This is a genomic window from Streptomyces sp. NPDC005866 (genome assembly GCF_040629895.1).
GTDB lineage: Bacteria > Actinomycetota > Actinomycetes > Streptomycetales > Streptomycetaceae > Streptomyces.
In genome coordinates, this window is sequence record NZ_JBEXWP010000030.1 from 1 (window position 1) to 26,264 (window position 26,264).

Below are 26,264 nucleotides of genomic sequence, written 5' to 3' on the forward strand. Positions count from 1 at the left end.
CTGACGCAGACGCCTCAGGAGGGTGGTTTCTCCAGCCCGGACAAGGGCGAGAGTGCCGCGAACGGTCAGATCGACTCCGGTGCCGACGTGATCTATGCCGCCGCCGGCCTCTCCGGTCAGGGTGTGATCAAGTCCGCCGCCGCGCACAAGGTGTGGGCCATCGGCGTGGACTCCGACCAGTACAAGCAGGGTGCCCTCGCCAAGTACAAGGACTACATCCTGACCTCGGCCCTGAAGAACGTCGAGGGCGCCGTGTACGACCTCTCCAAGTCCGTCATCAAGGACAAGAAGCCGCTGTCGGGCGAGATCCGCGGCGACCTCAAGTCGGGCGGCGTGGGTATCGCCCAGTCCAACCCCGTCTTCAAGAACAACGCCGCCATGCAGGCCGCGATCAAGAAGGCCGAGGACGGCATCAAGAACGGTTCGATCACGGTCAAGAGCTCCTGACCCAGGGGTCATGGCCCGGTCGTAGGCATGGTCAAAGGCGCGCCGTAATGGCAGCGTTACGGCCACGGAACGGGGTGCGGGAAGGATGACCTCCCGCGCCCCTGCCGTAGATCCGGCCTCCCCGGCGGTCAACGGCGGGGACCCACCCCGTTCGCGCGGCAGAATGCTCGGAACGGATCGAGAGGCAAAAAAGCTCGGTCAGGTCCGGGCACTATTTAAAGCAGGGGCGCTACGCGCGTAGAGCGACCCCTTTCCCGAGGAGAGTGCGCCATCGACGCGTCCAGCAGCCCTCCGCTCACCGCAGAGACGACAGCCGCGGTCGAGCTGGCGGGGATCACCAAGCGATTCCCGGGTGTCGTAGCCAACCACGACATCCACCTGTCGGTCCGCAAGGGCACCGTGCATGCCCTCGTCGGTGAGAACGGTGCCGGCAAGTCGACCCTGATGAAGATCCTCTACGGCATGCAGAAGCCGGACGAGGGCGCCATCGCGATCGACGGCGAGCAGGTCTCCTTCTCGTCCCCGGCCGACGCCATCGCGCGCGGCATCGGCATGGTCCATCAGCACTTCATGCTGGCCGACAACCTGACCGTCCTCGAGAACGTGGTGCTCGGCAGCGAGAAGCTGTACGGCATCGGCGGCAACGCCCGGAAGAAGATCCGCGAGATCTCCGACCGCTACGGCCTCGGTGTCCGCCCGGACGTCCTGGTCGAGGACCTCGGTGTAGCCGACCGGCAGCGCGTGGAGATCCTCAAGGTCCTCTACCGCGGCGCCAAGACCCTGATCCTCGACGAACCCACGGCCGTACTGGTTCCGCAGGAGGTCGACGCACTCTTCGACAACCTGCGTGAGCTGAAGTCCGAGGGCCTGTCGGTCATCTTCATCTCCCACAAGCTCGGAGAGGTGCTGTCCGTCGCCGACGACATCACCGTCATCCGCCGCGGTACGACGGTGGGTACGGTGATTCCGTCCGAGACCACCCCGCGCCAGCTCGCCGAGCTGATGGTCGGCAGCGAGCTGCCCACCCCGGAGACCGCCGAGTCCACGGTCACCGACAAGGCCGTCATAACGGTGCAGAACCTGACCGTGTATGCCAGCGGTGCCTCCCTCGGCGAGGTCGGCGCGCTCGCCGAGACCGCCACCGCCGGCTCGGCCGGTGCCACGGCCCGCGGCGACGTGCTCACCGAGGCCACCACCCCGGGCGCGGCCAAGCGCGTCCTCGACGACGTCACCTTCACCATCCACGCCGGTGAGGTCATGGGCATCGCCGGGGTCGAGGGCAACGGCCAGACGGAGCTGATCGACGCGCTGATCGGCACCCGCAACGCCGACTCCGGCACCATCGAGTTCCTCGGCGAGGACATCACCCCCTGGGCCACCCGCAAGCGCCGCGAGCAGGGCGTCGGCTACATCCCCGAGGACCGGCACCGACAGGGCCTGCTGCTGGAGTCCCCGCTCTGGGAGAACCGCATCCTCGGCCATGTCACCGAGAAGCCCAACGCGAAGGGCTTCTGGCTGGACATCAAGGGCGCCCAGGCCGACACCCGCCGGATCGTCGAGGAGTACGACGTCCGCACCCCCGGCATCGACGTCACCGCCGCCTCCCTCTCCGGCGGCAACCAGCAGAAGCTGATCGTCGGCCGCGAGATGAGCCACAACCCGAAGTTCCTGATCGCCGCCCACCCCACCCGCGGTGTGGACGTCGGCGCCCAGGCGCAGATCTGGGACCGCATCCGGGAGGCCCGCCGGGAGGGCCTGGCCGTGCTGCTGATCTCCGCCGACCTCGACGAGCTGATCGGCCTGTCGGACACCCTGCGCGTGATCTTCGACGGAAGGCTGGTCGCGGACGCCGACCCGGCCACCGTCACCCCGGAGGAGCTGGGCTCCGCCATGACGGGTGCCGCGTCCGGCCACCTGGAACACATAGAAACCACCGACGAAGGCGCCGCCGGTCCGGAGGACGAGGCCCGATGAAGAAGTTCGACAAGGAGCGGGTGCTCCTCGCGGTGGCCGGCCCGGTCATCGCGCTGGTCCTCGCGATCGCGCTGACGTCGATCGTGCTGCTCGCCTCGAACCGCAACCCGTTCGAGCCGTACCTGCTGATGCTTCAGCAGTTGCCGTACTCGGACATCCAGGTTCTGATCATCAACCAGGCGGCGATGTACTACATCGCGGCCATCGCGGTCGCCGTCGGCTTCCGGATGAACCTGTTCAACATCGGCGTCGACGGCCAGTACCGCCTCGCCGCCGTGATGACGGCCGTGGTCGGCGCCCACATCGGCCTGCCCGCCTTCCTGCAGATCCCGATGCTGCTCCTGGTCGCCATGTTCACCGGCGCCTTCTGGGCCGGTATCGCGGGCGTCCTCAAGGTCACCCGAGGGGTCAGCGAGGTCGTCGCCACGATCATGCTGAACGCCATCGCCACCAGCGTCATCGGCTATGTCACCCTCGCCAACGTCTGGGGCGTCCAGATCGGCAACAACATGACGACCGGCGAGATGAAGAAGTCCGGCTGGTTCCCGGGCATCAACCTGGGCCCCGACGTCGGCGAGATCTACGGCATGGTCTTCGTCGCCATCGCCCTCGGCATCATCTTCTGGCTGGTCCTCAACCGCACCCGCTTCGGCTTCGACCTGCGCGCCACCGGCGCCTCCGAGTCCGCCGCGGCCGCCTCCGGCGTCGACGCCAAGCGCATGGTGCTGATCTCCATGCTGATCTCCGGCGCGGTCTCCGGCCTCGCGGGCCTCCCGCTGCTGCTCGGCGACACCCACACCTACAGCCTGAGCTTCCCGGCCGGCCTCGGCTTCACCGCCATCGGCATCGCCCTGCTCGGCCGCAACAACCCCGGCGGCATCGCCTTCGCCGCCCTGCTGTGGGCCTTCCTCGACAAGGCCTCGCCCGCCCTCGACTACGCGACCCCGGTGGCGTACGAGAAGGAGATCGCCACGATCATGCAGGGCCTGATCGTCTTCTCCGTCGTCATCTCCTACGAAGCCGTACGCCAGTGGGGCCTGCGCCGCCAGCAGCGCCAGGTCGGCGCGGAGCTCGCCGCGGCCGCCGCCCAGAACACCAAGAAGGAGGTGGCGGCCTGATGTCCACCGCGACCATCGCCAAGCCGCAGGCGAAGCAGCCCGGCAAGGGCGGCCGCCGAATGTCGCTCCCGGTACTCCTGCTGGTCATCGCCGGCGTACTGGTCCTGACCTCGGCCGTCCGCCTGATCACCGGCGCCGACGGCATCACCTCGACCGGCCAGATGTCCACCGCGCTGCGCCTCGCCGTCCCGATCGGCCTCGCCGGTCTCGGCGGTCTGTGGGCCGAGCGCGCGGGCGTCGTCAACATCGGCCTCGAAGGCATGATGATCCTCGGCACCTGGTTCGGCGCCTGGGCCGGCTACCAGTGGGGCCCGTGGGCCGGCGTCGTCTTCGGCATCATCGGCGGCGCCCTCGGCGCCCTGCTGCACGCCGTCGCCACCGTCACCTTCAACGTCAACCACATCGTCTCCGGTGTGGCCCTGAACATCCTCGCCCTGGGCGCCACCCGCTACCTCTCGAAGTTCACCTTCGAGAACGCGCCCGGCGGCTCCTCCAAGCAGTCCCCGCCGATCGACTCCCTCGGCACGTTCAGCGTGCCCGGCCTGTCCGACTGGCTGAACACGCTGAACGAGAAACACTGGTTCCTGATCTCGGACATCGGGGGTCTGGTGGGCGGTCTGCTCACCGACCTGTCCCCGCTGACGGTCATCGCCGTCGCCCTCGTCCCGATCACCTGGTGGGTCCTGTGGCGCACGGCCTTCGGCCTCCGCCTCCGCTCCTGCGGTGAGAACCCGGTCGCGGCCGAGTCCCTCGGCGTCAACGTCTACAAGTACAAGTACATCGCCGTGATCGTCAGCGGTGGCTTCGCCGGCCTCGGCGGCGCGTTCCTGTCGATCGTGGCGTCGAACGTCTACCTGGACGGCCAGACGGCCGGCCGCGGTTACATCGGTCTCGCCGCGATGATCTTCGGCAACTGGATGCCGGGCGGACTGGCGCTGGGCGCGGGCCTGTTCGGCTACACCGACAGCCTCAACCTGCGCGGCGGCACGGTCAACGTCCACGCGCTGATCCTGCTGCTCGCGATCCTGCTGGTGTTCGGCGCCGCCTACCTGGCCTGGCGCAAGAAGTACGTCCCGGCCGTCATCACGATCGTCATCTCGGTCCTGATGTTCATCTGGTACGCCTCCACCAACGAGGTCCCGCGCCAGCTCGTGACCGCGACCCCGTACATCGTCACCCTGCTGGTGCTCTCGCTGTCCGCGCAGTCCCTGCGGATGCCGAAGGCGGACGGCCTGCCGTACCGGAAGGGGCAGGGCAAGTGACGACCGCCGCCGACTTCGACTGGGCGGCCCTGCGCGCCGAGGCACGGGAGGCCATGTCCCACGCCTACGCGCCCTACTCCGGTTTCCCGGTCGGGGTCGCCGCCCTGGTCGACGACGGCCGTACGGTCTCCGGCTGCAACGTGGAGAACGCGTCGTACGGCCTCGGCCTGTGCGCCGAGTGCGGACTGGTCTCCGAGCTCCAGCGCACGGGCGGCGGCCGGCTGACCCACTTCACCTGCGTGGACGGCACGGGCGGGCTGCTCGTCCCGTGCGGCCGCTGCCGCCAGCTGCTCTACGAGTTCGGCGGACCGGGCCTCCTCCTTGACACCCCGGAGGGCGTCCTGCCCCTCTCCGAGATGCTGCCCCAGGCCTTCGGCCCGGACCATCTCACCAAGTAACTCCCGTACGGCCCCTCCGATCCGCTCGCTCGGAGGGGCCGCACGCTTCGCACATCTTTGAAGGGAACGCCGTGGCCATGGACGCCATCTCCGTCATCCGCACCAAGCGCGACCGCGCTGAGCTCAGTGACGAGCAGATCGACTGGGTCATCGACGCGTACACGCGCGGCGAGGTCGCCGACGAGCAGATGTCGTCGCTTGCGATGGCCATCCTCCTCAACGGCATGAACCGCCGGGAGATCGCCCGCTGGACGGCGGCGATGATCGCGTCCGGCGAGCGCATGGACTTCTCCTCCCTGTCCCGCCCGACCGCCGACAAGCACTCGACGGGCGGCGTCGGCGACAAGATCACCCTCCCGCTGGCCCCCCTGGTCGCGGCCTGCGGCGCGGCCGTGCCCCAGCTCTCCGGCCGGGGCCTCGGCCACACCGGCGGCACCCTGGACAAGCTGGAGTCCATCCCTGGCTGGCGGGCCCTGCTCTCCAACGAGGAGATGCTGAACGTGCTCGACACCACGGGTGCCGTGGTCTGCGCGGCGGGCGACGGCCTGGCTCCGGCGGACAAGAAGCTGTACGCGCTCCGCGATGTGACCGGCACGGTCGAGGCGATCCCGCTCATCGCCTCCTCGATCATGTCGAAGAAGATCGCCGAGGGCACCGGCTCCCTGGTCCTGGACGTGAAGGTCGGCACGGGCGCCTTCATGAAGACCATCGAGGACGCGCGCGAACTGGCCTCGACGATGGTGGGCCTCGGCACCGACCACGGCGTGAAGACGGTCGCGCTGCTGACGGACATGGCCACCCCCCTCGGCCTGACGGCGGGCAACGCGCTCGAGGTCCGCGAGTCGGTGGAGGTCCTGGCCGGCGGTGGGCCCGCCGATGTGGTGGAACTGACCCTCGCCCTGGCCCGCGAGATGCTCGACGCGGCCGGTGTGAAGGACGCCGACCCGGCGAAGGCGCTGGCCGACGGCTCCGCGATGGACGTCTGGCGCCGGATGATCGCGGCCCAGGGCGGCGACCCGGACGCGGAGCTGCCGGTGGCCAAGGAGCAGCACGTGATCAGGGCGACGGCCTCCGGTGTCCTCACCCGCCTCGACGCGTACGGCATCGGCGTCGCCGCCTGGCGCCTGGGCGCGGGGCGCGCCCGCAAGGAGGACCCCGTGCAGGCGGGCGCGGGCGTCGAGCTCCACGCCAAGCCGGGCGACACGGTCATGGCGGGCCAGCCCCTCCTCACCCTCCACACGGACACCCCGGAGCGCTTCGAGTACGCGCTCCAGGCGGTGGAGGGTTCCTACGACATCGCGGCGGCGGGCACGGAGTTCACGGCGTCCCCGGTGGTGCTGGAACGTATTGCCTGATCAGGGCCCGCGGCGGAGGCCGCTGGTGTCACGACTCGATCGGGTGAACGGGACCGGTGGACCGCCGCCGGTCCCGTTCGGCATGCTGGGATCGGTGACGCACCGATAGGAGACCGCCGTGAGCGCACTCACCGTCAGCCAGGACCCCGACCAGAACTGGGACGACCTCGTCCGGTACTGGGAGGAGATGGAATGGCCCGAGGGCAGCAAGGTGGAGATCATCGAGGGGATCATCACCGTGTCACCTGCTCCCGCCTACCGCCACAACGTGATCGCGGAAGGAATTCAGCGTCGCCTCTACACCGTGATTCCTGAGGACTGGGGGGTCTTCCAGACACTGGCGATCGCCGTGCCGTCCCGGCTGGGCATGCTCATCCCGGACCTGGTCGTGGCACCAAGGCAGGAGCGTCCTGAAGTGGACTCCCACATTCCGGCCGCCCTCGCCGAACTCGTCGTAGAGGTGACCTCCAAGTCCAACGCCCGCCACGACCGCGTCAGCAAGCCCGCCGCCTACGCCACCGCAGGCATCCCGCTCTACCTCCTCGTCGATCGCTGGGCTCCCGGCGGTCCCACCGCGACGCTCTACGGTGAGCCGAAGGGGGACGTCTACCGGGTCCTCAGCGCCGTCAAGTTCGGCGACCGCGTCAGACTGCCGGAGCCGTTCGACCTCACGATCGACACCGCTGAGTTCCCCGTCGACTGACGGCCCGTCACCCCAGCAGCGCCGCCACCGCGACCAGTACCGGCACCGCCAGCACCGTCGACAGCAGGATCGAGTCCCGGGCCAGTTTCTCGCCGACGTGGTAGGTGCTGGCGTAGGTGTAGAGGTTCTGGGCAGTCGGGAGGGCCGAGGTCACCGTCACGTCGAGCAGGGGCGCCCCGTGCAGGTCGAAGACGGCCGACGCCAGGGCCCAGGCGACCAGCGGCTGGCCCACCGACTTCAGGGCGACGGACAGGAACACCGGGTGCCGGTCGCGGCCCCGGCCGGGGAGCGTGCTGCCGCGCAGGGAGATGCCGAAGGCGAGCAGAACGGCCGGCACGGACATGTTGCCGATCAGGGTGAGGGGGTCCATCACCGGGCTAGGTACATAGATCCCGAGCCCTGAGACCGCGACGCCGGACAGTGAGCCCACGGCTATCGGGTTGCGAAGCGGTGTGAGCAGGCGGCGCCACCACGGGCCCCGCTCGCCGTTGCCCGACACATCGAGGATCGTCAGGGCGATCGGGGTGAGGGCGACGACCTGGAAGAGCAGGACCGGGGCCACCAGGGACGCGTCGCCCAGGACGTACACGGCGACCGGGATGCCCAGGTTGCCGGAGTTGACGTAGCTGGAGCACAGCGCGCCGATGGTGGTGCGCCCCACGCCCCAGTGGCGTGCCACACCCACCACCACGAACGCGCCCGCCGCCGCTGCCGTGCTCAGGGCCGTCACCAGCAGGCGGCTGGAGAAGATCACCGCCAGGTCGGCCTTGGCGAGCGTGGTGAACAGCAGGGCGGGGGAGGCGACGTGGAAGGCCAGTTTGGTCAGCACCTCGCGGCCGTTGACCCCCAGATGGCCGCCGCGGCCGAGGACGTATCCCACCCCGATGACGATCGCGATGACCGCGAAGCCGCTCAGCACCCCCTGCACGGGACCCCCTCGCGGGGCAGGAGACCGTCGGGTGGCCAGGGCCTCGCTGATCCGTGGGGCATACAGCTAACCCTCGGGGTCGGTCAGGTGCAGGTCAACGGTGTGATCCATGTGATCTGCGCGACGGCCGCACGGAAACCCGGCACCCTGCCGATGAGTTGTCGAGCCGGCGGCGGTCTACCGGTTCGTGGATGCCATGACCCCCGCCGTGCTCGTGCTGCCCGGCCCCGTCCCCAAGGACGCGGTGGCCGGGCTGTGCGCCGAGGTGCGGGCGCTGCTGGAGGACGGCGCGGACGGGGTCGTCGTCTGCGATGTGGCCGGGATCGGGCCGCCCGGGCTGGCGGCCGTCGATCTGCTGGCCCGGCTGGAGCTGGCGGCCCGCCGGGCCGGAGGGCGGATACGGCTGCGGGACCCGGACCCCGCCCTACGCTCCCTCCTCCGCTTCGTCGGCCTAGGCCTCCAGGTGGAGGGGGAGGTCGAACAGCGGGAACCAGCGCTTGGTGTCGAGGAAGAAATGGAACCCGGTCAGCCGGCCGTCTGAGATCTCCAGGACCTGGACCGCCCAGGGGCTCCAGCCGCCGGTCTCCGGGTCGGGCTTGTACTGGGCGAACCCGGGCAGGCCGTTGACCTGGACCGGGAACAGCCGCGAGCCCTCGCAGGCGGAGCCGAGGGTGGTCATGAACCCGGCGATGTCGTCGTGACCGGTGAGCCACAGGTCGAACGGCGGCATCGTCATGATGGCGTCCTCGTGGAGGAGCGCCGTGAGCGCCGTCATGTCATAGCCCTCGAAGGCCGCGACATAGCGCTCCAGAAGCTTCTGCTGTTCGTCGTCGAGCGGGTCGGAGACCTCGGCGGCGGCGCCCGACTGCTGCTGTTCCGCCAGCGTGGCCCGGGCCCGCTGCAAGGCGCTGTTGACCGACGCGACGGAGGTGCCGAGCAGCTCGGCCACCTCGCTCGCCTTCCAGGCCAGCACCTCGCGCAGGATCAGCACCACCCGCTGCTTGGGCGGCAACTGCTGCAGCGCGGCCATGAAGGCGAGGCGGATGGACTCCTTGGCCACGGCCGCCTCCGCCGGGTCGTCCACGGTCGGCAGCACACGCGCGTCCGGCACCGGCTCCAGCCAGGTGTTGTCGGGCCGGGGCGAGAGCGCCGCCTGCGCCAGCGGAGTCGACTCGCTGAGGTCCATCGGGCGGGCCCGTTTGTTGCCGGCGGACAACATGTCCAGGCACACATTCGTCGCGATCCGGTACAGCCACGACCGCAGGCTGGAGCGGCCCTCGAACGTGCCGTAACTCCGCCAGGCCCGCACCAGGGTGTCCTGTACGGCGTCCTCGGCCTCGAACGACGAGCCGAGCATGCGGTAGCAGTACCCGGTCAGTTCGGTCCGGTGCTTCTCCAGTGCGACGTCCAGCTCCGCCGTCGCCGTGCTGTCACTCACTGCCGTCCACCCACCCCTGTGGCCGTTCCTGTTCGCGCCTGTCGCGCCCCAGTACTCCGGAAGTTACCGCAGGCCACTGACAATGGCCCCCAGAGTGCGGAAAAGCCCAGGTCAGACCAGTTGCTTGACGGACATGAGCAGATGCTTGTGCGCACCGCCCGAGGACAGCAGCACCCGCTGCCCCGCCCCCAGCAGCTCCAGCCGCAGGTCAGGCCCCTCGAAGGAGTTCAGCGCGTCCAGCAGATACGCCGGGTTGAAGGCCACGCCCACCTCCTCGGCACCCCTCATCCGCGCGGGCAGCCGCTGTACGGCCGTGTCGTCGCCGTATCCGGCCCGCACCCGCACCGACCCGTCCCCCGCCGTGAAGTCCAGCCGCAGCGGGCTGTTCGCCTCCGCCACCACCGCCACCCGCCGCACCGCCTCCGCCAGTTCCGCGCGCTCCACCTCGGCGACGGCGGCCCCCGCCATGTCGAACAGGGTCCGGTAGCCGGGCAGCCGCCCCTCGAGCCGCCGCAGGAGCGTTTCCGTCCGCCCGCCCTCGAAGCTCATCAGCGACGCGTCGAGTCCGATACGCAGGGTGCCGCCACGGCCGGCCGGCCGGGCCGCGTCCAGCAGCCGCCGGGCCGGGAGCAGTACCTCGACCGGCTCGCCGTCCGCGGCCGGCTTCCACTCCAGCCGTCGTACGGCGTAGCGGTAGCGGTCGGACGCGGACAGGGTCATCTGCTCGCCGTCCAGGCGGAGTTGGACACCGGTGAGCACCGGCAGCGTCTCGTCCCGGCCCGCCGCCACCGTGACCTGCCCGACGGCGGTGGCGAAGGCGGCCGCGTCCACCTCGCCGTACGACGGAGGGGGCGCCGGAGCCGCCGGGTACTCCTCGCGCGGCAGCGTCGACAGACCGAAACCGGTGCCGCCCGCCGCCACGGTGAATCGCGTGCCTTCCATCGCACAGCTCACCGGCCCGTCCGGCAGCACCCGGCAGATGTCCAGCAGCCGGCGCCCGAGGACCAGCACCTGACCGCCGGCTGCCGTCTCGGCTTCGACCTCCACGCGCGTGTGCGTCTCGAAGTCGGAGCCGGAGATGGTGAGCCGCCCCGCGTCCGCCGTCAGCAGCAGCCCGCCCAGCACCGGTACCGGCGTCCGCGCCGGCAGCGTGCGGGCGGCCCGCGCCACGGCCTCGACGAGACTCCCGCGTTCGATCCGGAACTCCATACGACGAACCCCCTGCTCGTTTTGACCAGTTGAGCGGCGGACGCTACCGGCGACCACTGACAACAGGACCCGAGCAGGGGGAACGAGCGGATTTACGAGTGGGCGGCGAGCGGTCCGCGGCGGGCCGCGACGGAGCCGAGGACGGTGATGGTCACGACGCCCAGGATCGCCAGGAGGCCGACGCCGACCGTTCCGGACCAGCCGCTGGCGTGGAAGGCCATCGCGCCCACCGTGCTGCCCGCGCTGGAGCCGATGTAGTACGCGGACTGGTAGAGGGCCGAGGCCTGGGCCCTGCCGTGGGTGGCCGTCTTGCTGACCGCCGAGGACGCCACCGCGTGGCCCGCGAAGAAGCCCGCCGTGATCAGGACCAGGCCCAGCAGGATCAGGGGGAGCGAGTCGGCCAGGGACAGGAGCAGGCCCGCGGCCGTGGTGCCGCCGGCCAGGTAGAGGGCGCCCCGGCGGCCCAGACGGCCGACCAGGCGGCCCGCCGTGGACGCGGAGACCGTGCCGACCAGATAGACGAGGAAGATCGAGCCGATGATGCCCTGGGGGAGCGAGAACGGCGCCTCGGTCAGGCGGTAGCCGATCACCGTGTACACGCCGCCGAAGACGGTCATGAACAGCGCCCCGATCGCGTACAGGCGGCGCAGCAGCGGGTCGGCCAAGTGGTCGCGGACCGTGCCGAGCAGCCGGCGCGGGTGCAGCGAGCCCGCCTTGAAGTGCCGCGGGGCGGGCAGGAGCAGCCGGAAGGCCACCGCGCAGCCGACCGCGATCACGCCGATGGCGCCCACGGCGACCCGCCAGCCCCACTCCTGTGCGACCCAGCCGGTGATGACCCGGCCGCTCATCCCGCCGACACTGTTGCCCGCGACGAACAGGCCTATAGCCGTGACCAGCGCCTTCGGGCGGACCTCCTCGGCCAGGTAGGCCTGCGCCGAGGCCGGCAGACCGGCCAGCGCGGCGCCCTGGACACCGCGCAGCACCACCAGCACGCCCAGCGACGGCGCGAAGGGGACCAGAAGCCCGACGGTCACCGCCACCGCCAGCGACGCGGTCATGACCGTACGGCGTCCGAAGCGCTCGGACAGGGCGCTCATCGGGATGACGAACAGCGCCAGACCACCGGTCGCCGCCGCCACCGTCCAGCTCGCGTCGCTCGCGCTCACCCCGAAGCCGTCCGAGATCAGCGGCAGCAGGGCCTGCGTGGAGTAGAGGAGGGCGAAGGTCGCGACACCGGAGAGGAAGAGGGCGAAGCTCATCCGGCGGTAGCCGGGGCCGCCCGGGGTCAAACGGGAGTCGGAGGCGGGGACGGTCGCTGCGGCGCCCACGGTGGTGGGCGCCCCGGTACTGGCGGGAGACATGCCTCGAACGTACGGACCTGTGTTTGATCCGTCCAATGCATGGAATCGCCATAATCGTTCCCATGGAGCATCAGCAGAGGTCAGCGGAGCGCCTGTCACCGTCCAGTGACACAGAAGACTTGACGACGTTGCTGGCTCCACGCCTCGCGTACTTCGCCGGTGTGGCCCGCACGGAGCATGTCACCCGTGCCGCACAGGAGCTCAACGTCCCCCAGTCCACCCTCTCCCGTGCGATGGCCCGTCTGGAGCAGGACCTCGGAGTCGACCTGTTCACCCGCCACGGCCGCACCGTCTCCCTCACCCCCGCCGGCCGCACCTTCCTCACCTCGGTCGAGCGCGCCCTGGCCGAGATCCGGCGCGCCGCCGACGAGGTACGCGCCGACGCCGACCCCACCACCGGCAAGGTCGCGTTCGGCTTCCTGCACACGATGGGTGCGGAGACCGTGCCGGGCCTTCTCCAGGCCTTCCGCGTCGACCACCCCCGCGTCCGTTTCAGCCTCGTCCAGAACTACGGCGAGGCGATGATCGAGAAGCTGCGGGCGGGGGAGCTGGACCTGTGCCTCACCTCTCCGGTGCCGGACGCCCCCGACCTGGTCGGCCGCCGCCTGGACGAACAGAAGCTGCGCCTGGTGGTTCCCGCGGACCACCCACTGGCCGCCCGTAAGCGCATCCGCCTCGCCGAAGCGGCCGACGAGACGTTCGTGACCCTTGAGCCGGGTTACGGGCTGCGCCGCATCACCGACGACCTGTGCAAGGAGGCCGGCTTCCGGCCGCGGGTCGCCTTCGAGGGGGAGGAGACGGAGACGCTGCGGGGGCTGGTGGCGGCCGGGCTGGGGGTCGCCCTTCTGCCCCCACCGGTCTTTCCCCGCCCGGGAGTCGCCGAACTGACGGTCACGGCCCCGAGGGCGGCACGAGAGATCGGCGTGGCATGGCTGGACGGCCACCCGGACACCCCGCCGGTGGCGGCCTTCAAGAAGTTCCTGCTGATGAGGAGGGGCAACCTGCTCCCCACCTGAGGCGCGGCGCCCCGTCAGGGGCGCGGGGAACTGCGCGATCAACCACAACGCACCCGCGGCCCGCACACAACCTGAAGTACCGAGTTGTCACCGGCGCAACGACTTACCGAACCCCGCGGCCAGCGGCATCCTCAACCCGATCGGCGGCGGCGCGGCCAGCGCGTCCTCCACCGGCCGCGAAACCGCGTACCCGAACAGCGCCCCCAGCACGAAGTCCGAAGCGAGTGCGAGCACTTCGTCCCGGTGCTGATGCAGCCCGTGCCCGTCGGAGTGCACTTCGAACCGGCACACCTCCCGGTTCGCCTTCTTCGCCCGCGCCGCCAGCCGGAACGACAGCTCCGGATCGGTCCGTTCGTCATTCGTGCCGTGCACGATCAGCACCCGGCGCCCCGCCAGCTGCCGTACCGGTTCCTCGGGTGCCGCCACATCCGCCTCCGGCAGCCAAGGGGCGATGGAGACAACGGAGTTGACGGCCTCATGGCCCCCCGCACGCAGCGCGGCCCGGCCGCCCATGCCGACGCCCAGCAGGCACACCGGGACATCGCCGTACCGCCGTACCACCTCGTCCGCCGCCCAGCTCGCGTCCGCCGCGAGATGCGCCTCGCCGCCGTTCCAGCCTCGATAGCGGTAGTGGACGATGTGCGCGGCCAGCCCCTCGTCCCGGCCGTCCTTGGCGAGCCGGCGTCCGAGCGCGCGGACGAAGGGCGTCGCCCATACGAGGGACGGTCTGCGTGCGGAGACCTCCTCGCCGCCCGGGAGCAGCAGGACCGCTCCGCTCACCGTCGCCGGCTCCTGGCCGACTGCCCTGCCGAGGCCGGCCGTTCGGACCGGCGTCGCTTGCTGTGCCATGACAGAACAGTGTCAGAAGAAGCGGTGTACGCGACCCGTCGGTGCGGTCACCATTGCGTATCGACGGAAAGGGAAATCGCGGAGCACCGAGCGATCTACGCGCGTAGGAGTTAGAGTGCGGAAATGACGAGCCAGAGCATCGCGAACACCCCGACACCGGAGCAGATCCGCCGGGCACCGAAGGTTCTGCTGCACGACCACCTCGACGGCGGCCTGCGTCCCGGTACCGTCGCCGACCTCGCCCGCGAGACCGGGTACGCCGGGCTTCCCGAGTCCGACCCGGACAAGCTCGGCATCTGGTTCCGTGAGGCCGCCGACTCCGGCTCGCTGGAGCGGTACCTGGAGACCTTCTCGCACACCGTCGGGGTCATGCAGACCCGGGACGCGCTCGTCCGCGTCGCGCGCGAGTGCGCGGAGGACCTCGCCGAGGACGGGGTCGTCTACGCGGAGGTGCGGTACGCGCCCGAGCAGCACCTCGAAAAGGGGCTGTCCCTCGAAGAGGTCGTCGAGGCCGTCAACGAGGGATTCCGGCAGGGCGAGGCCCTCGCCCGGGAGAACGGCCGCCGGATCCGGGTCGGCGCCCTGCTCACCGCCATGCGGCACGCGGCCCGCTCCCTGGAGATCGCCGAACTCACCAACCGCTACCGGGACCTCGGTGTGGTCGGCTTCGACATCGCCGGCGCCGAGGCCGGCTATCCGCCCACCCGGCACCTCGACGCCTTCGAGTACCTCAAGCGCGAGAACAACCACTTCACCATCCACGCCGGCGAGGCCTTCGGGCTGCCGTCCATCTGGCAGGCCCTCCAGTGGTGCGGCGCCGACCGGCTCGGGCACGGCGTGCGGATCATCGACGACATCCAGGTCCACGAGGACGGCTCGGTCAAGCTCGGCCGCCTCGCCTCCTATGTCCGCGACAAGCGGATCCCGCTGGAACTGTGCCCCAGCTTCAACCTCCAGACCGGCGCCGCCGACTCCTATGCCGAGCACCCGATCGGGCTGCTGCGCCGGCTGCACTTCCGGGCCACCGTGAACACGGACAACCGGCTGATGTCCGGGACCAGCATGAGCCAGGAATTCGAGCACCTTGTCGAGGTGTTCGGTTATACGCTCGACGACCTGCAGTGGTTCTCCGTCAATGCGATGAAATCAGCGTTCATTCCTTTCGATGAACGACTCGCCATGATCAATGACGTGGTCAAGCCGGGTTACGCGGAGCTGAAATCCGAATGGCTGTTCCGGCAGACCGCCTCCACCAGCGGTTCCGTCGAACAGGAGGACTGACCGGGCGTCCCGGCGGGGTGCGGAAAGGGGATAGCCTTTCACAAGCCGTCCGGATTTCGGTGTTTGCGGAGGGCGGTCCGGCATGTTTACGGTCGTGGACCGCTCAGCGCGTTAAACGATCCCCGTCACCCGTAATCCAAGGACGCATCAACGATGAAGCAGTCTGCTGCCAAGACCCTCGGTGTCGCCGCTCTCGGTGCCGCCTTCGCCGCCGTCGGCGCGGGCGCGGCCAACGCGGCCCCGGCCGTCCCGGACACCACCCAGGCCCTGGACACCGTCAACAAGACCCTGCCGGCCGAGAACGTCTCCAAGGCCCTGCCGGGCGCCGGTGAGGCCCTCACGCAGGGTCAGACCGCCCTCGGCGCCGGCCTGGCCGCCGCCCAGCCGGCCGTCACGCAGCTCCTCGCCGACGGCCCGACCAAGCCCGTCGCCGGCCTCCTCGGCGGCCTGCCGCTCCAGGGCCTGCCCACCCACGGCCTGCCGGTGAACGGGATTCCGCTCGGCTGACCTCTCCGCAGCCGATCGGCAACGCAGTTGGGGCGCCCCGGTATCGTCCGGAGCGCCCCAACGGCGTGTTCGTGCACAGGTGTTACCAGGCGTTGGCGGCCTTCTCCTCCGAGGGGAGGAGCATCCACAGCGCGATGTAGAGCAGGAACTGCGGGCCCGGCAGCAGGCAGGACAGCAGGAAGATCACCCGCATCGTCGTCGCGGAGGTGCCGAAGCGCCGGGCCAGCGCGGCGCACACTCCGCCGATCATGCGGCCATGGGTGGGGCGGGCGAGGCTGGACATCCGCGGCTCCTTTGTGAGCGTCCGGTTCGAGCGGCCCGTGCGGCCCCTCATCTGTCCTCCACGGTACGAAGACGAACCGGGGCGAAGCGTCGCTCTACGGGGCGATCCCGACCCTGGGAATCGTCGGGGTACGACCCTGAGCCGTTTCCTCCTGGGGGAGGGCCGCGGGCAGCCGCCGCTCACCCCGGCGGCGGAGCCGGGAGCGGGCCGCCGGAACCACCGCCAGATGCGCGACGATCACGCCGACCGTGTTGAGGAGTATCGAGTCGACGTCCACCACCCGCCCCGGCACCCCGGTCTGCAGCAGGGCGATGCCGAGTGAGATCAGGGCGCCCGCGGTGGCCGTACGGATCAGGGAGGCGAGCGGGGAGACACGGAGTCTGCCGTGGACCGTCGGGAGCAGTACACCCAGCGGGGCCAGCAGCGCGAGGCCCTCGCCGATCCGGTGGGCCGCCTCGCGCGGGCCCAGTGCCAGGTCGGCGCGGATACCGGCGAACGGGTGCAGGTTGGCGGGCATCACCCACGGCACGTCCAGCGGCCGCAGCATCAGCCAGGCGACGAGCGCGAGATGTGCGACAAGGAGGACACCCCCTGCCACACGGACGCTGATCGCGGCGCTGCCGCCGATGGAGCCTTGACGCTGCACGCCCCCCTAGACGCGCCCCCGCACACGAACGGTTCCGGATGTGCGGGTGAGGCCTCGAACACACCGCGCCGCGGACGCGTCGCACAGGCACGGGGCCGTACCGATACGCGGCTCCGCCGCGTGGGCGCGGTCAGCCGGAAGCGACCCGCACCCGCCCCACAACGGCGCGTGGCACCCACCAGGCGCCCGAACGCCCCTCAGCCGGAAACGACCGCGCTGGACGGCGGCCGGTTCCCGCTCGGTGCGTTGCGGACCGCGTCCGTGCACTGGTACCGCAGCAACGGCTCCCTCCCCGGCCCGCCCAGGATCACCGAACCGTCACCCTTGGCCGCGGCCGAGTCGGAGAGCGTGCACACGATCTGGCCCAGCGCGTACGACGTCAGCTGTGCCGGCGACGTGCTCAGCCGCAGCGTGTCCTCGGGGTCCCCGGCCCGGGGCCCGACGACCGACATCCCGCCGCGCACGTACGTCGTGTAGCCCGCCTCCTTCTCGGCGGCCGACGGCGACTCGGCGAGCTGGTCCAGCAGCCCCTGGGCGACGATCACCCGCCGCCGCGCGTCCGCCGTACCGTCCGGGACCCGCACCTGACGGTCGACGATCACCAGCGAGGATCCGCAGAGCAGAAACACCTGTACCGGCACCCCGCCCCCGGACTGCGCCGACAGATCCGGCTGGGTCATCGAGCACGGCACCCGCGAGGGCGCCCCGCCGAAGTCGGTCGGCACCTCGGTGGCCCGGATCCCGCACCCGGAGAGCGCGAGCGCCAGCCCCGCCACAGCCAGGAGTCTCCGTACGTGCATCAGGCGTCCTTCTCCCCGGCGTCCTCGGTCTTCTCGGCCAGGGCCGAGGCGTCCCTGGGCAGCCGGAACGTGAACACCGCACCGCCCTCGGGGGAGTTGGCGGCGGTGATCGAGCCGCCGTGGATACGGGCGTTCTCCGTCGCGATGGACAGGCCCAGGCCGCTGCCCTCGGAGCGCGGCCGGGAGGCGCTTGCCTTGTAGAACCGGTCGAAGACGTGCGGCAGGACGTCCTCGGGGATGCCCGGCCCGTGGTCGCGTACGGCGACCACCAGGTCGTCCCCTTCGATGCGCACCGACACCCGCACCGGCGAACCGCCGTGCTTGAGCGCGTTGCCGATCAGGTTGGCCAGGATGACGTCGAGGCGGCGCGGGTCGAGGCGGGCGTGGATGCCGCGCTCGGCGTCCAGCTCCACCGCGTCCAGCCAGGCCCGGGCGTCGATGCAGGAGGTGATCTGGTCGGCGATGTCGACGTCGTCGAGGACCAGCCGGGCCGTACCGGCGTCGAAGCGGGTGACCTCCATCAGGTTCTCGACGAGGTCGTTGAGGCGGCGCGTCTCGCTGACGACCAGCCGGACGGCGGGCTCGATCATCGGGTCCATCGACCCCGACTCCGCCTCCAGCTCCTCCTCCAGGATCTCGGTCACGGCGGTGATCGCGGTGAGCGGGGTGCGCAGCTCATGGCTCATGTCGGCGACGAAGCGACGCGAGGCGTCGTCCCGCGCGGACATGTCGTCGACCCGCTTCTCCAGCGCCTCGGCCGCGTCGTTGAACGTCCGCGAGAGATCAGCGAGTTCGTCCGTCCCCGACACCCGCAGCCGGGTGTCCAGCTTGCCCTCGCCGAGCCGCCGGGCGGCGACACCCAGGCGCTGCACGGGCTTCAGCACCGTCGTGGCGGCGGCCTGCGCCAGCAGCGCCGAGCCGATGAGGGCCAGCCCGGTGGCGATACCCAGCGACCACGCCAGCGAGTTGAGGTCCTTCGCCTCCGGCTCCAGGGACTTCATCATGTAACCGGCCGGACCGCCGCCGATCAGCCGCGTCCCGGCCACCAGGTACGGCTTGCCGTGGTCGACGACCCGCTGCCAGTACAGGTGGTACGCCGACTTGTTGGAGTCGGTCAGCTTCTGCTGCTTGTCGACGGCCGTCCGCAGCGACTTCGGCACGTCGCCGAGGGCGAACGCGCTCAGCCCGTCCGAACTGCCGTACACCGCCTTGCCGCCCGTGTCCTCGCCGACCAGCAGCACGCTGAAGCGCTGGCTGCTGTTGGCCATCTGCCCGGCTGTGCGCAGGAGTTCGTCCTGGGTGGGATGGACGGGCAGCGTACCGGCCCGGTTCTGCATCTCCTGCTGGAAGTCACGCAGCACCGCGTCCTGGGTACGGGTGAGCACGGCCTCGCGGTTCAGCCAGTACGCGATGCCCGACGCGGACACGGCCGCGGTCAGCGCGACGAGCCCGAAGACCACGACGAGCCGCAGCCGCAGACTGGTGAAACGCAGCCGGGACACGGCTCCCCAGCGATCCGCGGCCCAGCCGCGGAACCCCCTTTTCCGGTCCGTCACTGAGGAACGTCCAGGCGGTAGCCGACACCACGCACGGTACGGATCAGGGACGGGGACGAGGGCACGTCCTCCACCTTGGCGCGCAGCCGCTGTACACAGGCGTCCACGAGCCGGGAGTCACCGAGGTAGTCGTGCTCCCACACCAGCCGCAGCAGCTGCTGCCGGGACAGCGCCTGCCCGGGCCGCCGGCTCAGTTCGAGCAGCAGCCGCAGCTCGGTCGGCGTCAGCTGCAGATCCTCGCCGTTCTTCGTCACGGTCATCGCGGACCGGTCGATGACGACGTTGCCGAAGGTCGCCGAGTCGCTGGACTCCCGCTCCCCGCGCCGCAGCACGGCCCGGATCCGGGCGTCGAGCACCCGGCCCTGGACGGGTTTGACGACATAGTCGTCGGCCCCGGACTCAAGGCCGACCACCACATCGATGTCGTCGCTGCGCGCGGTCAGCAGAATGATCGGCAGCTGGTCCGTGCGCCGGATCCGCCGGCACACCTCGAACCCGTCGATGCCGGGCAGCATGACGTCGAGGACGATCAGATCGGGCCGCTGCTCACGCAACAGCTTCAGACCGTCCTCACCGGTCGCAGCGGTGGCCACCCGGTGTCCCTGGCGCGTCAGTGAGAGCTCCAGGGCCGTACGGATGGCGTCGTCGTCCTCGATCAGCAACAGGGAAGGCACGGGGTCATTCTGGCCCATGTGGGGGCTGTCGTACGACCTGTGCGGCTCGGAGCCTTCCGTAAACCTCTGCACCGCCACCACCTGTGCATCTTCGGTGGACGCTCTGTGCCGGACCCCTGTGACAGGTCTGTGACAGTCGGCGGATACGGCCGTGAAGGTGGCCCGGCAGAGTTCTCGGCACAGGCAGGGAACGGCCTGGGCAAGCCGAACTACCGGAAGTCCACGACGGGGGGCGCTAGATGAACACGCTGCAAAGCCACAGCACCGGCGCAGTGGTCACGCGCCTGCACGACGTGAACCGGGGTTCCGAGAAGTCCGGTGCTGATGGGGGTCCCTCCCGCGCGAGCGTATTCGAGCGTGGGGGAGGGCGGGGGTGCGCTCGCGGCGCCGGACGTCAGCACACCGGCTATATGACGGTGGTTGACGGCGTCACGGGGGAGCCCGCGGCGGTGGCCGCTATGGGCACGGCAGGGGGATCCGCATACGGGGAGGACACGGGGGAGCGCCGCTCGCTGACCGAGGCGGAGTTCACCGCCTACGTCCAGGAGCGCCGCGCCTCCCTGTACGCCACCGCCTACCACCTGACCGGTGACCGCTTCGAGGCCGAGGACCTGCTGCAGAGCGCGCTGTTCTCGACCTACAAGGCGTGGGACCGGATCAGCGACAAGGCGGCCGTGGGCGGTTATCTGCGGCGGACGATGACCAACCTGCACATCAGCGCCTGGCGGCGCCGCAAGCTCAACGAGTACCCGACCGAGGAACTGCCGGAGACGGCCGGCGACACGGACGCGATGAGCGGCACCGAGCTGCGCGCGGTCCTGTGGCAGGCGCTGGCCCGGCTCCCCGAACTCCAGCGCACCATGCTGGTCCTGCGCTACTACGAGGGCCGCACGGACCCGGAGATCGCGGAGATCCTCGACATCAGTGTCGGCACGGTGAAGTCCAGCATCTGGCGGTCGCTCCGCCGGCTGCGCGAGGACGAGGTCCTCAGCTTCGGCCGTGACGAGGAGAACGCCTTCGGGGAGCTCGTCGCCTGAAGGTGAGGGGATCCGGGGGGATCCCGACGGGGAGGGTCCGGGGCGACTCACGGGGGACGCGAGTCAGGGACCCATGGGGGGAAACACGGGGGAAAGCACGGGGGAGCTCCGCCACGGGGGACACGGGGGTGTTCGGCGGAGCGACGGGGGAGCGGGACTGGAGGGCCGGGGGGTCCGTCCGGTCCCGCGCCCTTTTGCGCCTGAACCGGCGCCGTTTCTCGCGGACGTGGTTGCTCGCCGTCGTGGTTCCTCAATTGATGGTTGCGGTGGTCATCGCTGTCGCGTGGCGCCCCACCGCGGCCGCCGCCAGCCTGCCCAGCGCCTCGTCCCGGTCGCACGGGTACGCGCCCAGCGACACCTGGCGGCCCACGATCGCCCGCTCCGCGCGCATCAGCCGCCAGCCGCGCCGCAGCAGGAACGGCACCGACTTGCGGCCCTCCCTGAGGTCGCGCAGGAAGCGCCGCCGGAAGGTGCGCATCGGGCCCCGGCTCAGACAGAGCGCGTCGGCCAGCAGCCCCAGCTCGCGGCAGCGCTCCACGATCTCGGCGGCGAAGATGCCCTCCGCGACGAACAGCGGGGTACGGCCGATGTGCAGCGTCTCCTCGCCGGTGCGGGCGCTCACCGAGATGTCGTACACCGGCACCGGCGCCGAGCCGGTGGCGCACAGCCGGGCGATGGCCTCGACCGCGACATCCGCGTCCCAGGACTCCGGGTGGTCCCAGTCGATGTCGGAACTCCCCGCCACCAGTGGCAGGGTCGGGTCGTCGCCCTCCTTGTAGAAGTCGTCGAGGCGCAGGACGGGAAGCCCGGAACGGGCGGCGACGAGTGACTTCCCCGAGCCGGAGGGGCCGCAGAGCAGCGCAACACGGGCGGGGGACGGGGGATGAATGCTCACGGAACACCAGTTTGACGCATGGGGGGCCGCCTGCCGACCCCGCGGGTCGGCTTTGGAGCGTGAGTCACACCTCAACTACCCTGTGTGCCGACATGATTACCCTGCGCACCTTGAGGTGGCACCAGTAATGGCCCGAACCGCGTCCTCCCCGAATCCGACCGCTCAACGCGCCCTGGTCGCCCTCGCCACGGCAGGAGTGGCCCTCGGCGTGGGCGCCGCGACGGCCGCCGCGGACACCGAGCCCGTCATGGACCAACTGGTGCGGACCCGGCCCACCTCGCTCGGTCACATCGACCCGAAGGCGGGCATGCAGGCGCTGGGCGGTGTACTGCCGTATGTCACGGGGCCGCTGACGGCTTTGAAGCCCAACCCGCTGGCGGGCACGGGTGTCGACCCGCTGGACAACGGGGTGGGGACGCAGCTGGCCGACTTCCAGCCTCTGACCTCCCAGGCCCTGACGAGGCCGGTGGCCCAGGCGCAGTCGGTGGGGGCGGTGCCGGTGGTGGGGCAGGTGACGGGGGTGCTGGGCGGGCTGGGCTGACGTACGTACGACGAGAGCCGCGCTTCCCTCCGGACGGAGGGGGCGCGGCTGTCGGGTTTGGTTTCGAAGAAGATCCTGGCTCTACCAGGGCACCGGCAGCGCCGCCGCGCCCTTCGAGCGCCGCACCGCTATCGGCCCCGGCGCGCGGCTTCGACGTCCGCCGAAGCCCTCATGCCGGCGCGCACGTGAATGATCGAGGCTCGGCCGCCGTCCACGGACCGGCCGGCTCGGCAATCAGCCTGCCCAGGTGCTTTGGGGAGTGCCGAAACAGACACGATGCGACGAGGGCTGCGCGGCCCAGAAGCTGTGTCACAACAGCCCTGACACGCCCGGTCGTTGACATCTTCCGAGCCACATCCCCGCCTGTCGGGCTCCGCGTCGTATGCATGTGACGGGACCGCGTGAATCAAGTGAACCAGCCTACACACGTATGACGGTTGTGTGATTGGATGGGCGGACTCATGCCCGTGCGCCGCGGCCTCGCACGCGATCGAGGAGGCCGCCGTAGCCCGGCGGGATGGCGTGGGGGACTTCGGCGGGGACTCAGGGGGGGCTTCCTTGGCGATTTCAAGGCGGGATGGCGTGGTGGGCGCCATCGGACACGCACACAAACGCAGACACACCCGGCGGCGCGGGCTGGCGCTCGCCGTAACGGCCGCGGTGACCGCGGGCCTGAGCGGGGTGGGCGTCTCACAGGCGCAGGCGAGCGAGACGACCGGCTCGGTGGACACCCTCCGGACCGGCTGGGACCGGAGTGAACCGAACCTCAGCCCGTCCGACGTGCGCTCCTCTTCCTTCGGGCAGCTCTGGAACGCTCCCGCGCAGCTCGACGGGCAGATATACGCCCAGCCGATCGTCGTCGGCGGCGCAGTGGTGGCGGTCACCGAGAACAACATGGCCTACGGCCTCGACCGCGCCACAGGATCCGTGCTGTGGCAGCGCAGCTTCGGGCCCGCTTGGCCCGCGTCCACCCTCAACTGCGGCGATCTCACGCCGACCGTCGGCAGCACCGCGACCCCGGTGTACGACCCCGACAGCGGCGCGGTCTATCTGACCACCAAGGTCGCCGACGGTCCCGACACCCTGAGCCCGCACTGGTATGTGCACGCGCTCGACCCGGTCACCGGGGCGGAGAAGTCCGGCTTCCCCGTGACGGTCCAGGGCACCCCGTCCAACGACCCCACCCAGTCCTTCCTGCCCGCCTACGAGATGCAGCGTCCGGCCCTGCTGCTGCTCGACGGGGTGGTGTACGCGGCGTTCGGCGGGCACTGCGACGCCAAGCCCTACCGCGGCTACGTGGTCGGCGTCAGCACCACCAACCCCTCGGTGACCTCGATGTGGGCGACGGAGACCGGCGCCAGCAACAGCGGGGCCGGCATCTGGCACTCCGGCGGGGGACTCGTCTCGGACGGTTCCGGCCGGATCTTCTTCGCCACCGGCAACGGCGTCAGCCCGGCGCCCGGCCCCGGCAGCGCGCCGCCCGGCACTCTCGCGGAGTCCGTGGTCCGGCTGCAGGTGCAGGCCGACCGGAGTCTGAAGGCCGCCGACTTCTTCAGCCCGTCCAACGCGCCGACCCTGGACCAGCGGGACACCGACTTGGGCTCCGGCGGGCCGGTCGGCCTGCCGGACAGCTTCGGTACCGCCTCCCACCCGCATCTGATGGTGCAGCAGGGCAAGGACGGCCGGGTCTTCCTGCTGGACCGCGACGACCTCGGCGGGAGGTCGCAGGGCACCGGCGGGACCGACGGCGTGGTGGGAATCACCGGGCCGCTCAAGGGCCAGTGGGGCCACCCCGCGGTCTGGGGCGGTGACGGCGGTTATGTCCACCTCGTCGGCAACGGGGGCTCAATGGTGGCGCTGCACCGCGGCCTGACGGGCTCGGGCGTCCCCGCGCTGACCGTTGCCGGGTCCAGCCAGGACTCCTTCCCCTACACCAGCGGATCGCCCGTGGTGACCTCCGACGGAACGCGCTCGGGCAGCGCCCTGGTGTGGGTGGTCTGGTCGGGCGGGCCGACCGGCGTCAACGCCCAACTGCGCGCGTACAACCCGGTTCCCGACGCGAACGGCGTCCTGCCGCTGGTCTGGTCCGCGCCGATCGGCACCGCGCCGAAGTTCGCCACCCCGGCCACCGACGGCGGGCAGGTCTTCGTCGGTACTCGGGAGGGCAAGGTCTACGCCTTCGGTAACCCGGTGGGCAGCCCGCTCAAGGGCGGCCCGGTCGAATTCGGGCTCGTGTCGGTGGGCGGCTCCGCGAGCACCGACGTCGTCCTGACGGAGAACCAGAACCCTGCCCATTCCCTCGGCATCAAGGGCGTGAGCGTCGACGGTCCGTTCACCGCGGACACCTCGTCGCTGCCGCCGACGATCCCGGCCGACGGGCAGCTGTCGATACCCGTCTCCTTCAAACCCACCGCGGTCCTGGGCGCGAGCGGAACGCTCACCGTGACCACCGACGCCGGCAGTTTCGCACTGAGCCTGCACGGCGTCGGCACCAAGCCCGGTCTGGCGGCGTTCCCGGGCACGGTGTCCTTCGACAACCAGCCGACCGGGACCACGGCCACCGCGAACGTCCAGCTGACGAACACGGGCACCGACCCCGAGGTCGTCACCTCCGTCACCCCGCCCGACGGACCGTTCACGGCCGCCAACCTGCCGAGCGCCGACCCGGCGAACCCGACGGTGATCCCGCCCCAGAGCTCGATCGTCCTGGAGGTCGGGTACGCGCCCACGGCCACCGGCCAGAACTCCTCGTCGATCACACTGAGCAGCACCAGCGGTCCGCTCACCATCCCGGTCGAGGGCAACGCGATCAGCGGCCAGGGCCACCTGGTGTTCAATCCGACGACCCTCTCGTTCGGCGCGGTGGTCCGCGGCACGTCGAAAACACGGGCCTTCACCATCACCAACACCGGGAACATCCCGGTCACCGTCACCAAGGCGAAGGCGCCCGCAGGTGCGTTCAGCAGCGCAGACCCACTCGCCGAGGGCCTGGTCATCGGTCCCGAGCAGAGTGTCCGGCAGACGGTCACCTTCGCCCCGACCGTGAGCGGCAGCCAGTCGGCCACCTACGAGATCACCGGCGACGCCGGGCAGGGAGCACAGCTGGAGCGGCTCACCGGCACCGGTGTGCCCCCGGCGTCGCAGCTGGGCACCCTGCTGGCGCGGGACTACTCCGGCACCCTATGGCAGTACCACGGCACCGGCGTGCCCTCCGCGCCACTGGCCGCCCGGGCCGCCATCGGCCCCGGCTGGAACACCTACAACATCATCACCAGTGTCAGCGGTGAGAGGGCGGACGGCACCGGAACCGCCGTCGGCCGTGACAGCAAGGGCACACTGTGGTTCTACGAGGGCACCGGCAACCCGACCGCGCCCTTCGCGCCGCGGAAGCAGGTCGGCCCCGGCTGGAACGGCTACAACTCCATCGTCGGCACCGGTGACCTGACTGGGGACGGCAAGGCCGACCTCGTCGCCCGCGACAGCAAGGGCGGCCTGTGGCTCTACCGGGGCACCGGCAACGCCACGGCACCCTTCCTGGCCCGCATGTCCACCGGTCCCGGCTGGAACGGCTACAACTCCATCGTCGGCACCGGTGACCTGACTGGGGACGGCAAGGCCGACCTCGTCGCCCGCGACAGCAAGGGCGGCCTGTGGCTCTACCGGGGCACCGGCAACGCCACGGCACCCTTCCTGGCCCGCACCTCCATCGGCCCCGGCTGGAACACCTACAGCGCCCTTGCCCGATCGGGTGACATCACCGGGGACGGCAAGGCCGACCTCGTCGCCCGCGACAGCAAGGGCGGCCTGTGGCTCTACCGCGGCACCGGCAACGCCACGGCACCCTTCCTGGCCCGCACCTCCATCGGCCCCGGCTGGAACATCTACAACTCGCTTATCTGAGCGAGGGCGGGGGCGCGGCACCGCGTGAGGGGCCGCCCCCCCCAAAACACGCGCGCGCAGTGGAGAGGAATGCCTGTCCTCCATGG

Annotated in this window: 25 protein-coding genes; 14 read left to right on the top strand and 11 right to left on the bottom strand. The window is 70.7% G+C overall.

What is annotated here, in order from left to right; genetic code table 11:
* The 7 genes from ABZ396_RS33825 to ABZ396_RS33855 form a co-directional block, all read left to right on the top strand.
* Nucleotides 1–447: BMP family ABC transporter substrate-binding protein (locus ABZ396_RS33825; RefSeq protein ID WP_359186608.1), on the top strand; the 447-nt coding region annotated here is incomplete at its 5' end.
* Between the two features lie 270 nt (nucleotides 448–717).
* Nucleotides 718–2,421: an ABC transporter ATP-binding protein gene (locus ABZ396_RS33830; RefSeq protein ID WP_358915917.1), complete on the top strand. Its 1,704-nt coding sequence runs from the start codon at nucleotides 718–720 to the stop codon at nucleotides 2,419–2,421.
* The gene (locus tag ABZ396_RS33835; RefSeq protein ID WP_358915773.1) at nucleotides 2,418–3,539 is read left to right on the top strand and encodes an ABC transporter permease; all 1,122 of its coding nucleotides are present in this window, start codon (nucleotides 2,418–2,420) and stop codon (nucleotides 3,537–3,539) included. The genes ABZ396_RS33830 and ABZ396_RS33835 overlap by 4 nt, the downstream gene beginning before the upstream one ends.
* Entirely contained in the window at nucleotides 3,539–4,801 is a 1,263-nt protein-coding gene (locus tag ABZ396_RS33840; RefSeq protein ID WP_358915771.1) for an ABC transporter permease, read from the top strand. The genes ABZ396_RS33835 and ABZ396_RS33840 overlap by 1 nt, the downstream gene beginning before the upstream one ends.
* Nucleotides 4,798–5,199, top strand: a complete 402-nt coding sequence (locus ABZ396_RS33845) for a cytidine deaminase (protein WP_358915769.1) — start codon at nucleotides 4,798–4,800, stop codon at nucleotides 5,197–5,199. The genes ABZ396_RS33840 and ABZ396_RS33845 overlap by 4 nt, the downstream gene beginning before the upstream one ends.
* A 71-nt stretch (nucleotides 5,200–5,270) precedes the next feature.
* On the top strand, nucleotides 5,271–6,554 hold the full coding sequence (locus ABZ396_RS33850; protein WP_358915767.1) for a thymidine phosphorylase: 1,284 nt from the start codon (nucleotides 5,271–5,273) through the stop codon (nucleotides 6,552–6,554).
* A 118-nt stretch (nucleotides 6,555–6,672) separates the two neighbouring features.
* Nucleotides 6,673–7,257: a Uma2 family endonuclease gene (locus ABZ396_RS33855; protein ID WP_358915765.1), complete on the top strand. Its 585-nt coding sequence runs from the start codon at nucleotides 6,673–6,675 to the stop codon at nucleotides 7,255–7,257.
* A 7-nt stretch (nucleotides 7,258–7,264) separates the two neighbouring features.
* Here ABZ396_RS33855 and ABZ396_RS33860 read toward each other — a convergent pair whose 3' ends face one another.
* Nucleotides 7,265–8,185 (bottom strand): AEC family transporter, encoded by a 921-nt coding sequence (locus ABZ396_RS33860; RefSeq protein WP_358915763.1) that lies wholly within the window; start codon nucleotides 8,183–8,185, stop codon nucleotides 7,265–7,267.
* A 196-nt stretch (nucleotides 8,186–8,381) separates the two neighbouring features.
* Between ABZ396_RS33860 and ABZ396_RS33865 the strand changes: the two genes are divergently transcribed.
* Nucleotides 8,382–8,726 (top strand): STAS domain-containing protein, encoded by a 345-nt coding sequence (locus ABZ396_RS33865; protein ID WP_358915761.1) that lies wholly within the window; start codon nucleotides 8,382–8,384, stop codon nucleotides 8,724–8,726.
* On the opposite strand, the gene ABZ396_RS33870 is transcribed toward ABZ396_RS33865, so the two are convergent.
* The 3 genes from ABZ396_RS33870 to ABZ396_RS33880 all read right to left on the bottom strand — a co-directional run bounded on the left by ABZ396_RS33870 (nucleotide 8,637) and on the right by ABZ396_RS33880 (nucleotide 12,193).
* Nucleotides 8,637–9,623: a sigma-70 family RNA polymerase sigma factor gene (locus ABZ396_RS33870; RefSeq protein WP_358915759.1), complete on the bottom strand. Its 987-nt coding sequence runs from the start codon at nucleotides 9,621–9,623 to the stop codon at nucleotides 8,637–8,639. The genes ABZ396_RS33865 and ABZ396_RS33870 overlap by 90 nt on opposite strands.
* Nucleotides 9,624–9,734: 111 nt before the next feature.
* Entirely contained in the window at nucleotides 9,735–10,832 is a 1,098-nt protein-coding gene (gene dnaN, locus ABZ396_RS33875) for a DNA polymerase III subunit beta (RefSeq protein ID WP_358915758.1), read from the bottom strand.
* 92 nt (nucleotides 10,833–10,924) lie between these two features.
* Nucleotides 10,925–12,193: an MFS transporter gene (locus ABZ396_RS33880; protein ID WP_358915756.1), complete on the bottom strand. Its 1,269-nt coding sequence runs from the start codon at nucleotides 12,191–12,193 to the stop codon at nucleotides 10,925–10,927.
* A 62-nt stretch (nucleotides 12,194–12,255) separates the two neighbouring features.
* Here ABZ396_RS33880 and ABZ396_RS33885 point away from each other — a divergent pair, with 62 nt between their 5' ends.
* Nucleotides 12,256–13,209, top strand: coding sequence for a LysR family transcriptional regulator (locus ABZ396_RS33885; protein ID WP_358915754.1), 954 nt, complete (start codon nucleotides 12,256–12,258; stop codon nucleotides 13,207–13,209).
* A gap of 87 nt (nucleotides 13,210–13,296) precedes the next feature.
* Here the strand turns inward: ABZ396_RS33885 and ABZ396_RS33890 are convergent, their stop codons facing one another.
* Nucleotides 13,297–14,058 (bottom strand): prolyl oligopeptidase family serine peptidase, encoded by a 762-nt coding sequence (locus ABZ396_RS33890; RefSeq protein WP_358915753.1) that lies wholly within the window; start codon nucleotides 14,056–14,058, stop codon nucleotides 13,297–13,299.
* A gap of 123 nt (nucleotides 14,059–14,181) precedes the next feature.
* Here ABZ396_RS33890 and ABZ396_RS33895 point away from each other — a divergent pair, with 123 nt between their 5' ends.
* Entirely contained in the window at nucleotides 14,182–15,339 is a 1,158-nt protein-coding gene (locus tag ABZ396_RS33895; protein ID WP_358915751.1) for an adenosine deaminase, read from the top strand.
* Between the two features lie 153 nt (nucleotides 15,340–15,492).
* Nucleotides 15,493–15,846 carry an ATP-binding protein gene (locus tag ABZ396_RS33900; RefSeq protein WP_358915749.1) on the top strand — a complete coding sequence of 118 codons (354 nt, stop codon included), beginning with the start codon at nucleotides 15,493–15,495 and terminating at the stop codon, nucleotides 15,844–15,846.
* Nucleotides 15,847–15,928: 82 nt separating this feature from the next.
* Here ABZ396_RS33900 and ABZ396_RS33905 read toward each other — a convergent pair whose 3' ends face one another.
* The 5 genes from ABZ396_RS33905 to afsQ1 all read right to left on the bottom strand — a co-directional run bounded on the left by ABZ396_RS33905 (nucleotide 15,929) and on the right by afsQ1 (nucleotide 19,805).
* Nucleotides 15,929–16,129, bottom strand: coding sequence for a PspC domain-containing protein (locus ABZ396_RS33905; protein ID WP_358915747.1), 201 nt, complete (start codon nucleotides 16,127–16,129; stop codon nucleotides 15,929–15,931).
* A 94-nt stretch (nucleotides 16,130–16,223) separates the two neighbouring features.
* Nucleotides 16,224–16,775 carry a VanZ family protein gene (locus ABZ396_RS33910; protein WP_358915745.1) on the bottom strand — a complete coding sequence of 184 codons (552 nt, stop codon included), beginning with the start codon at nucleotides 16,773–16,775 and terminating at the stop codon, nucleotides 16,224–16,226.
* Nucleotides 16,776–16,972: 197 nt separating this feature from the next.
* Nucleotides 16,973–17,575 carry a hypothetical protein gene (locus tag ABZ396_RS33915; RefSeq protein WP_358915743.1) on the bottom strand — a complete coding sequence of 201 codons (603 nt, stop codon included), beginning with the start codon at nucleotides 17,573–17,575 and terminating at the stop codon, nucleotides 16,973–16,975.
* Complete coding sequence (locus ABZ396_RS33920) at nucleotides 17,575–19,131, bottom strand: HAMP domain-containing sensor histidine kinase (RefSeq protein ID WP_358915741.1); 1,557 nt, start codon at nucleotides 19,129–19,131, stop codon at nucleotides 17,575–17,577. Before ABZ396_RS33920 ends, ABZ396_RS33915 begins: the two co-directional genes overlap by 1 nt.
* Entirely contained in the window at nucleotides 19,128–19,805 is a 678-nt protein-coding gene (afsQ1, locus tag ABZ396_RS33925) for a two-component system response regulator AfsQ1 (protein ID WP_358915739.1), read from the bottom strand. The genes ABZ396_RS33920 and afsQ1 overlap by 4 nt, the downstream gene beginning before the upstream one ends.
* 239 nt (nucleotides 19,806–20,044) lie before the next feature.
* On the opposite strand from afsQ1, the gene ABZ396_RS33930 reads away from it, so the two are divergent.
* Entirely contained in the window at nucleotides 20,045–20,842 is a 798-nt protein-coding gene (locus ABZ396_RS33930; protein ID WP_358915737.1) for a SigE family RNA polymerase sigma factor, read from the top strand.
* Nucleotides 20,843–21,092: 250 nt separating this feature from the next.
* Here ABZ396_RS33930 and ABZ396_RS33935 read toward each other — a convergent pair whose 3' ends face one another.
* Nucleotides 21,093–21,737: a uridine kinase gene (locus tag ABZ396_RS33935; protein ID WP_358915735.1), complete on the bottom strand. Its 645-nt coding sequence runs from the start codon at nucleotides 21,735–21,737 to the stop codon at nucleotides 21,093–21,095.
* 127 nt (nucleotides 21,738–21,864) lie between these two features.
* Between ABZ396_RS33935 and ABZ396_RS33940 the strand changes: the two genes are divergently transcribed.
* Nucleotides 21,865–22,278 carry a hypothetical protein gene (locus ABZ396_RS33940; RefSeq protein WP_358915733.1) on the top strand — a complete coding sequence of 138 codons (414 nt, stop codon included), beginning with the start codon at nucleotides 21,865–21,867 and terminating at the stop codon, nucleotides 22,276–22,278.
* Between the two features lie 582 nt (nucleotides 22,279–22,860).
* Nucleotides 22,861–26,178: a choice-of-anchor D domain-containing protein gene (locus ABZ396_RS33945; RefSeq protein WP_359186615.1), complete on the top strand. Its 3,318-nt coding sequence runs from the start codon at nucleotides 22,861–22,863 to the stop codon at nucleotides 26,176–26,178.
* The last annotated feature ends 86 nt before the right edge of the window (nucleotides 26,179–26,264 follow it).

Excerpts from the sequence above, each read along its gene's own strand:
- ABZ396_RS33835 (WP_358915773.1), top strand. The coding sequence starts at position 2,418 with ATGAAGAAGTTCGACAAGGAGCGGGTGCTCCTCGCGGTGGCCGGCCCG.
- ABZ396_RS33840 (WP_358915771.1), top strand. The coding sequence starts at position 3,539 with ATGTCCACCGCGACCATCGCCAAGCCGCAGGCGAAGCAGCCCGGCAAG.
- ABZ396_RS33865 (WP_358915761.1), top strand. The coding sequence starts at position 8,382 with ATGACCCCCGCCGTGCTCGTGCTGCCCGGCCCCGTCCCCAAGGACGCG.
- dnaN (WP_358915758.1), bottom strand. The coding sequence starts at position 10,832 with ATGGAGTTCCGGATCGAACGCGGGAGTCTCGTCGAGGCCGTGGCGCGG.
- ABZ396_RS33880 (WP_358915756.1), bottom strand. The coding sequence starts at position 12,193 with ATGTCTCCCGCCAGTACCGGGGCGCCCACCACCGTGGGCGCCGCAGCG.
- ABZ396_RS33885 (WP_358915754.1), top strand. The coding sequence starts at position 12,256 with ATGGAGCATCAGCAGAGGTCAGCGGAGCGCCTGTCACCGTCCAGTGAC.
- ABZ396_RS33890 (WP_358915753.1), bottom strand. The coding sequence starts at position 14,058 with ATGGCACAGCAAGCGACGCCGGTCCGAACGGCCGGCCTCGGCAGGGCA.
- ABZ396_RS33895 (WP_358915751.1), top strand. The coding sequence starts at position 14,182 with ATGACGAGCCAGAGCATCGCGAACACCCCGACACCGGAGCAGATCCGC.
- ABZ396_RS33900 (WP_358915749.1), top strand. The coding sequence starts at position 15,493 with ATGAAGCAGTCTGCTGCCAAGACCCTCGGTGTCGCCGCTCTCGGTGCC.
- ABZ396_RS33905 (WP_358915747.1), bottom strand. The coding sequence starts at position 16,129 with ATGTCCAGCCTCGCCCGCCCCACCCATGGCCGCATGATCGGCGGAGTG.
- ABZ396_RS33915 (WP_358915743.1), bottom strand. The coding sequence starts at position 17,575 with ATGCACGTACGGAGACTCCTGGCTGTGGCGGGGCTGGCGCTCGCGCTC.
- ABZ396_RS33930 (WP_358915737.1), top strand. The coding sequence starts at position 20,045 with ATGAACACGCTGCAAAGCCACAGCACCGGCGCAGTGGTCACGCGCCTG.
- ABZ396_RS33940 (WP_358915733.1), top strand. The coding sequence starts at position 21,865 with ATGGCCCGAACCGCGTCCTCCCCGAATCCGACCGCTCAACGCGCCCTG.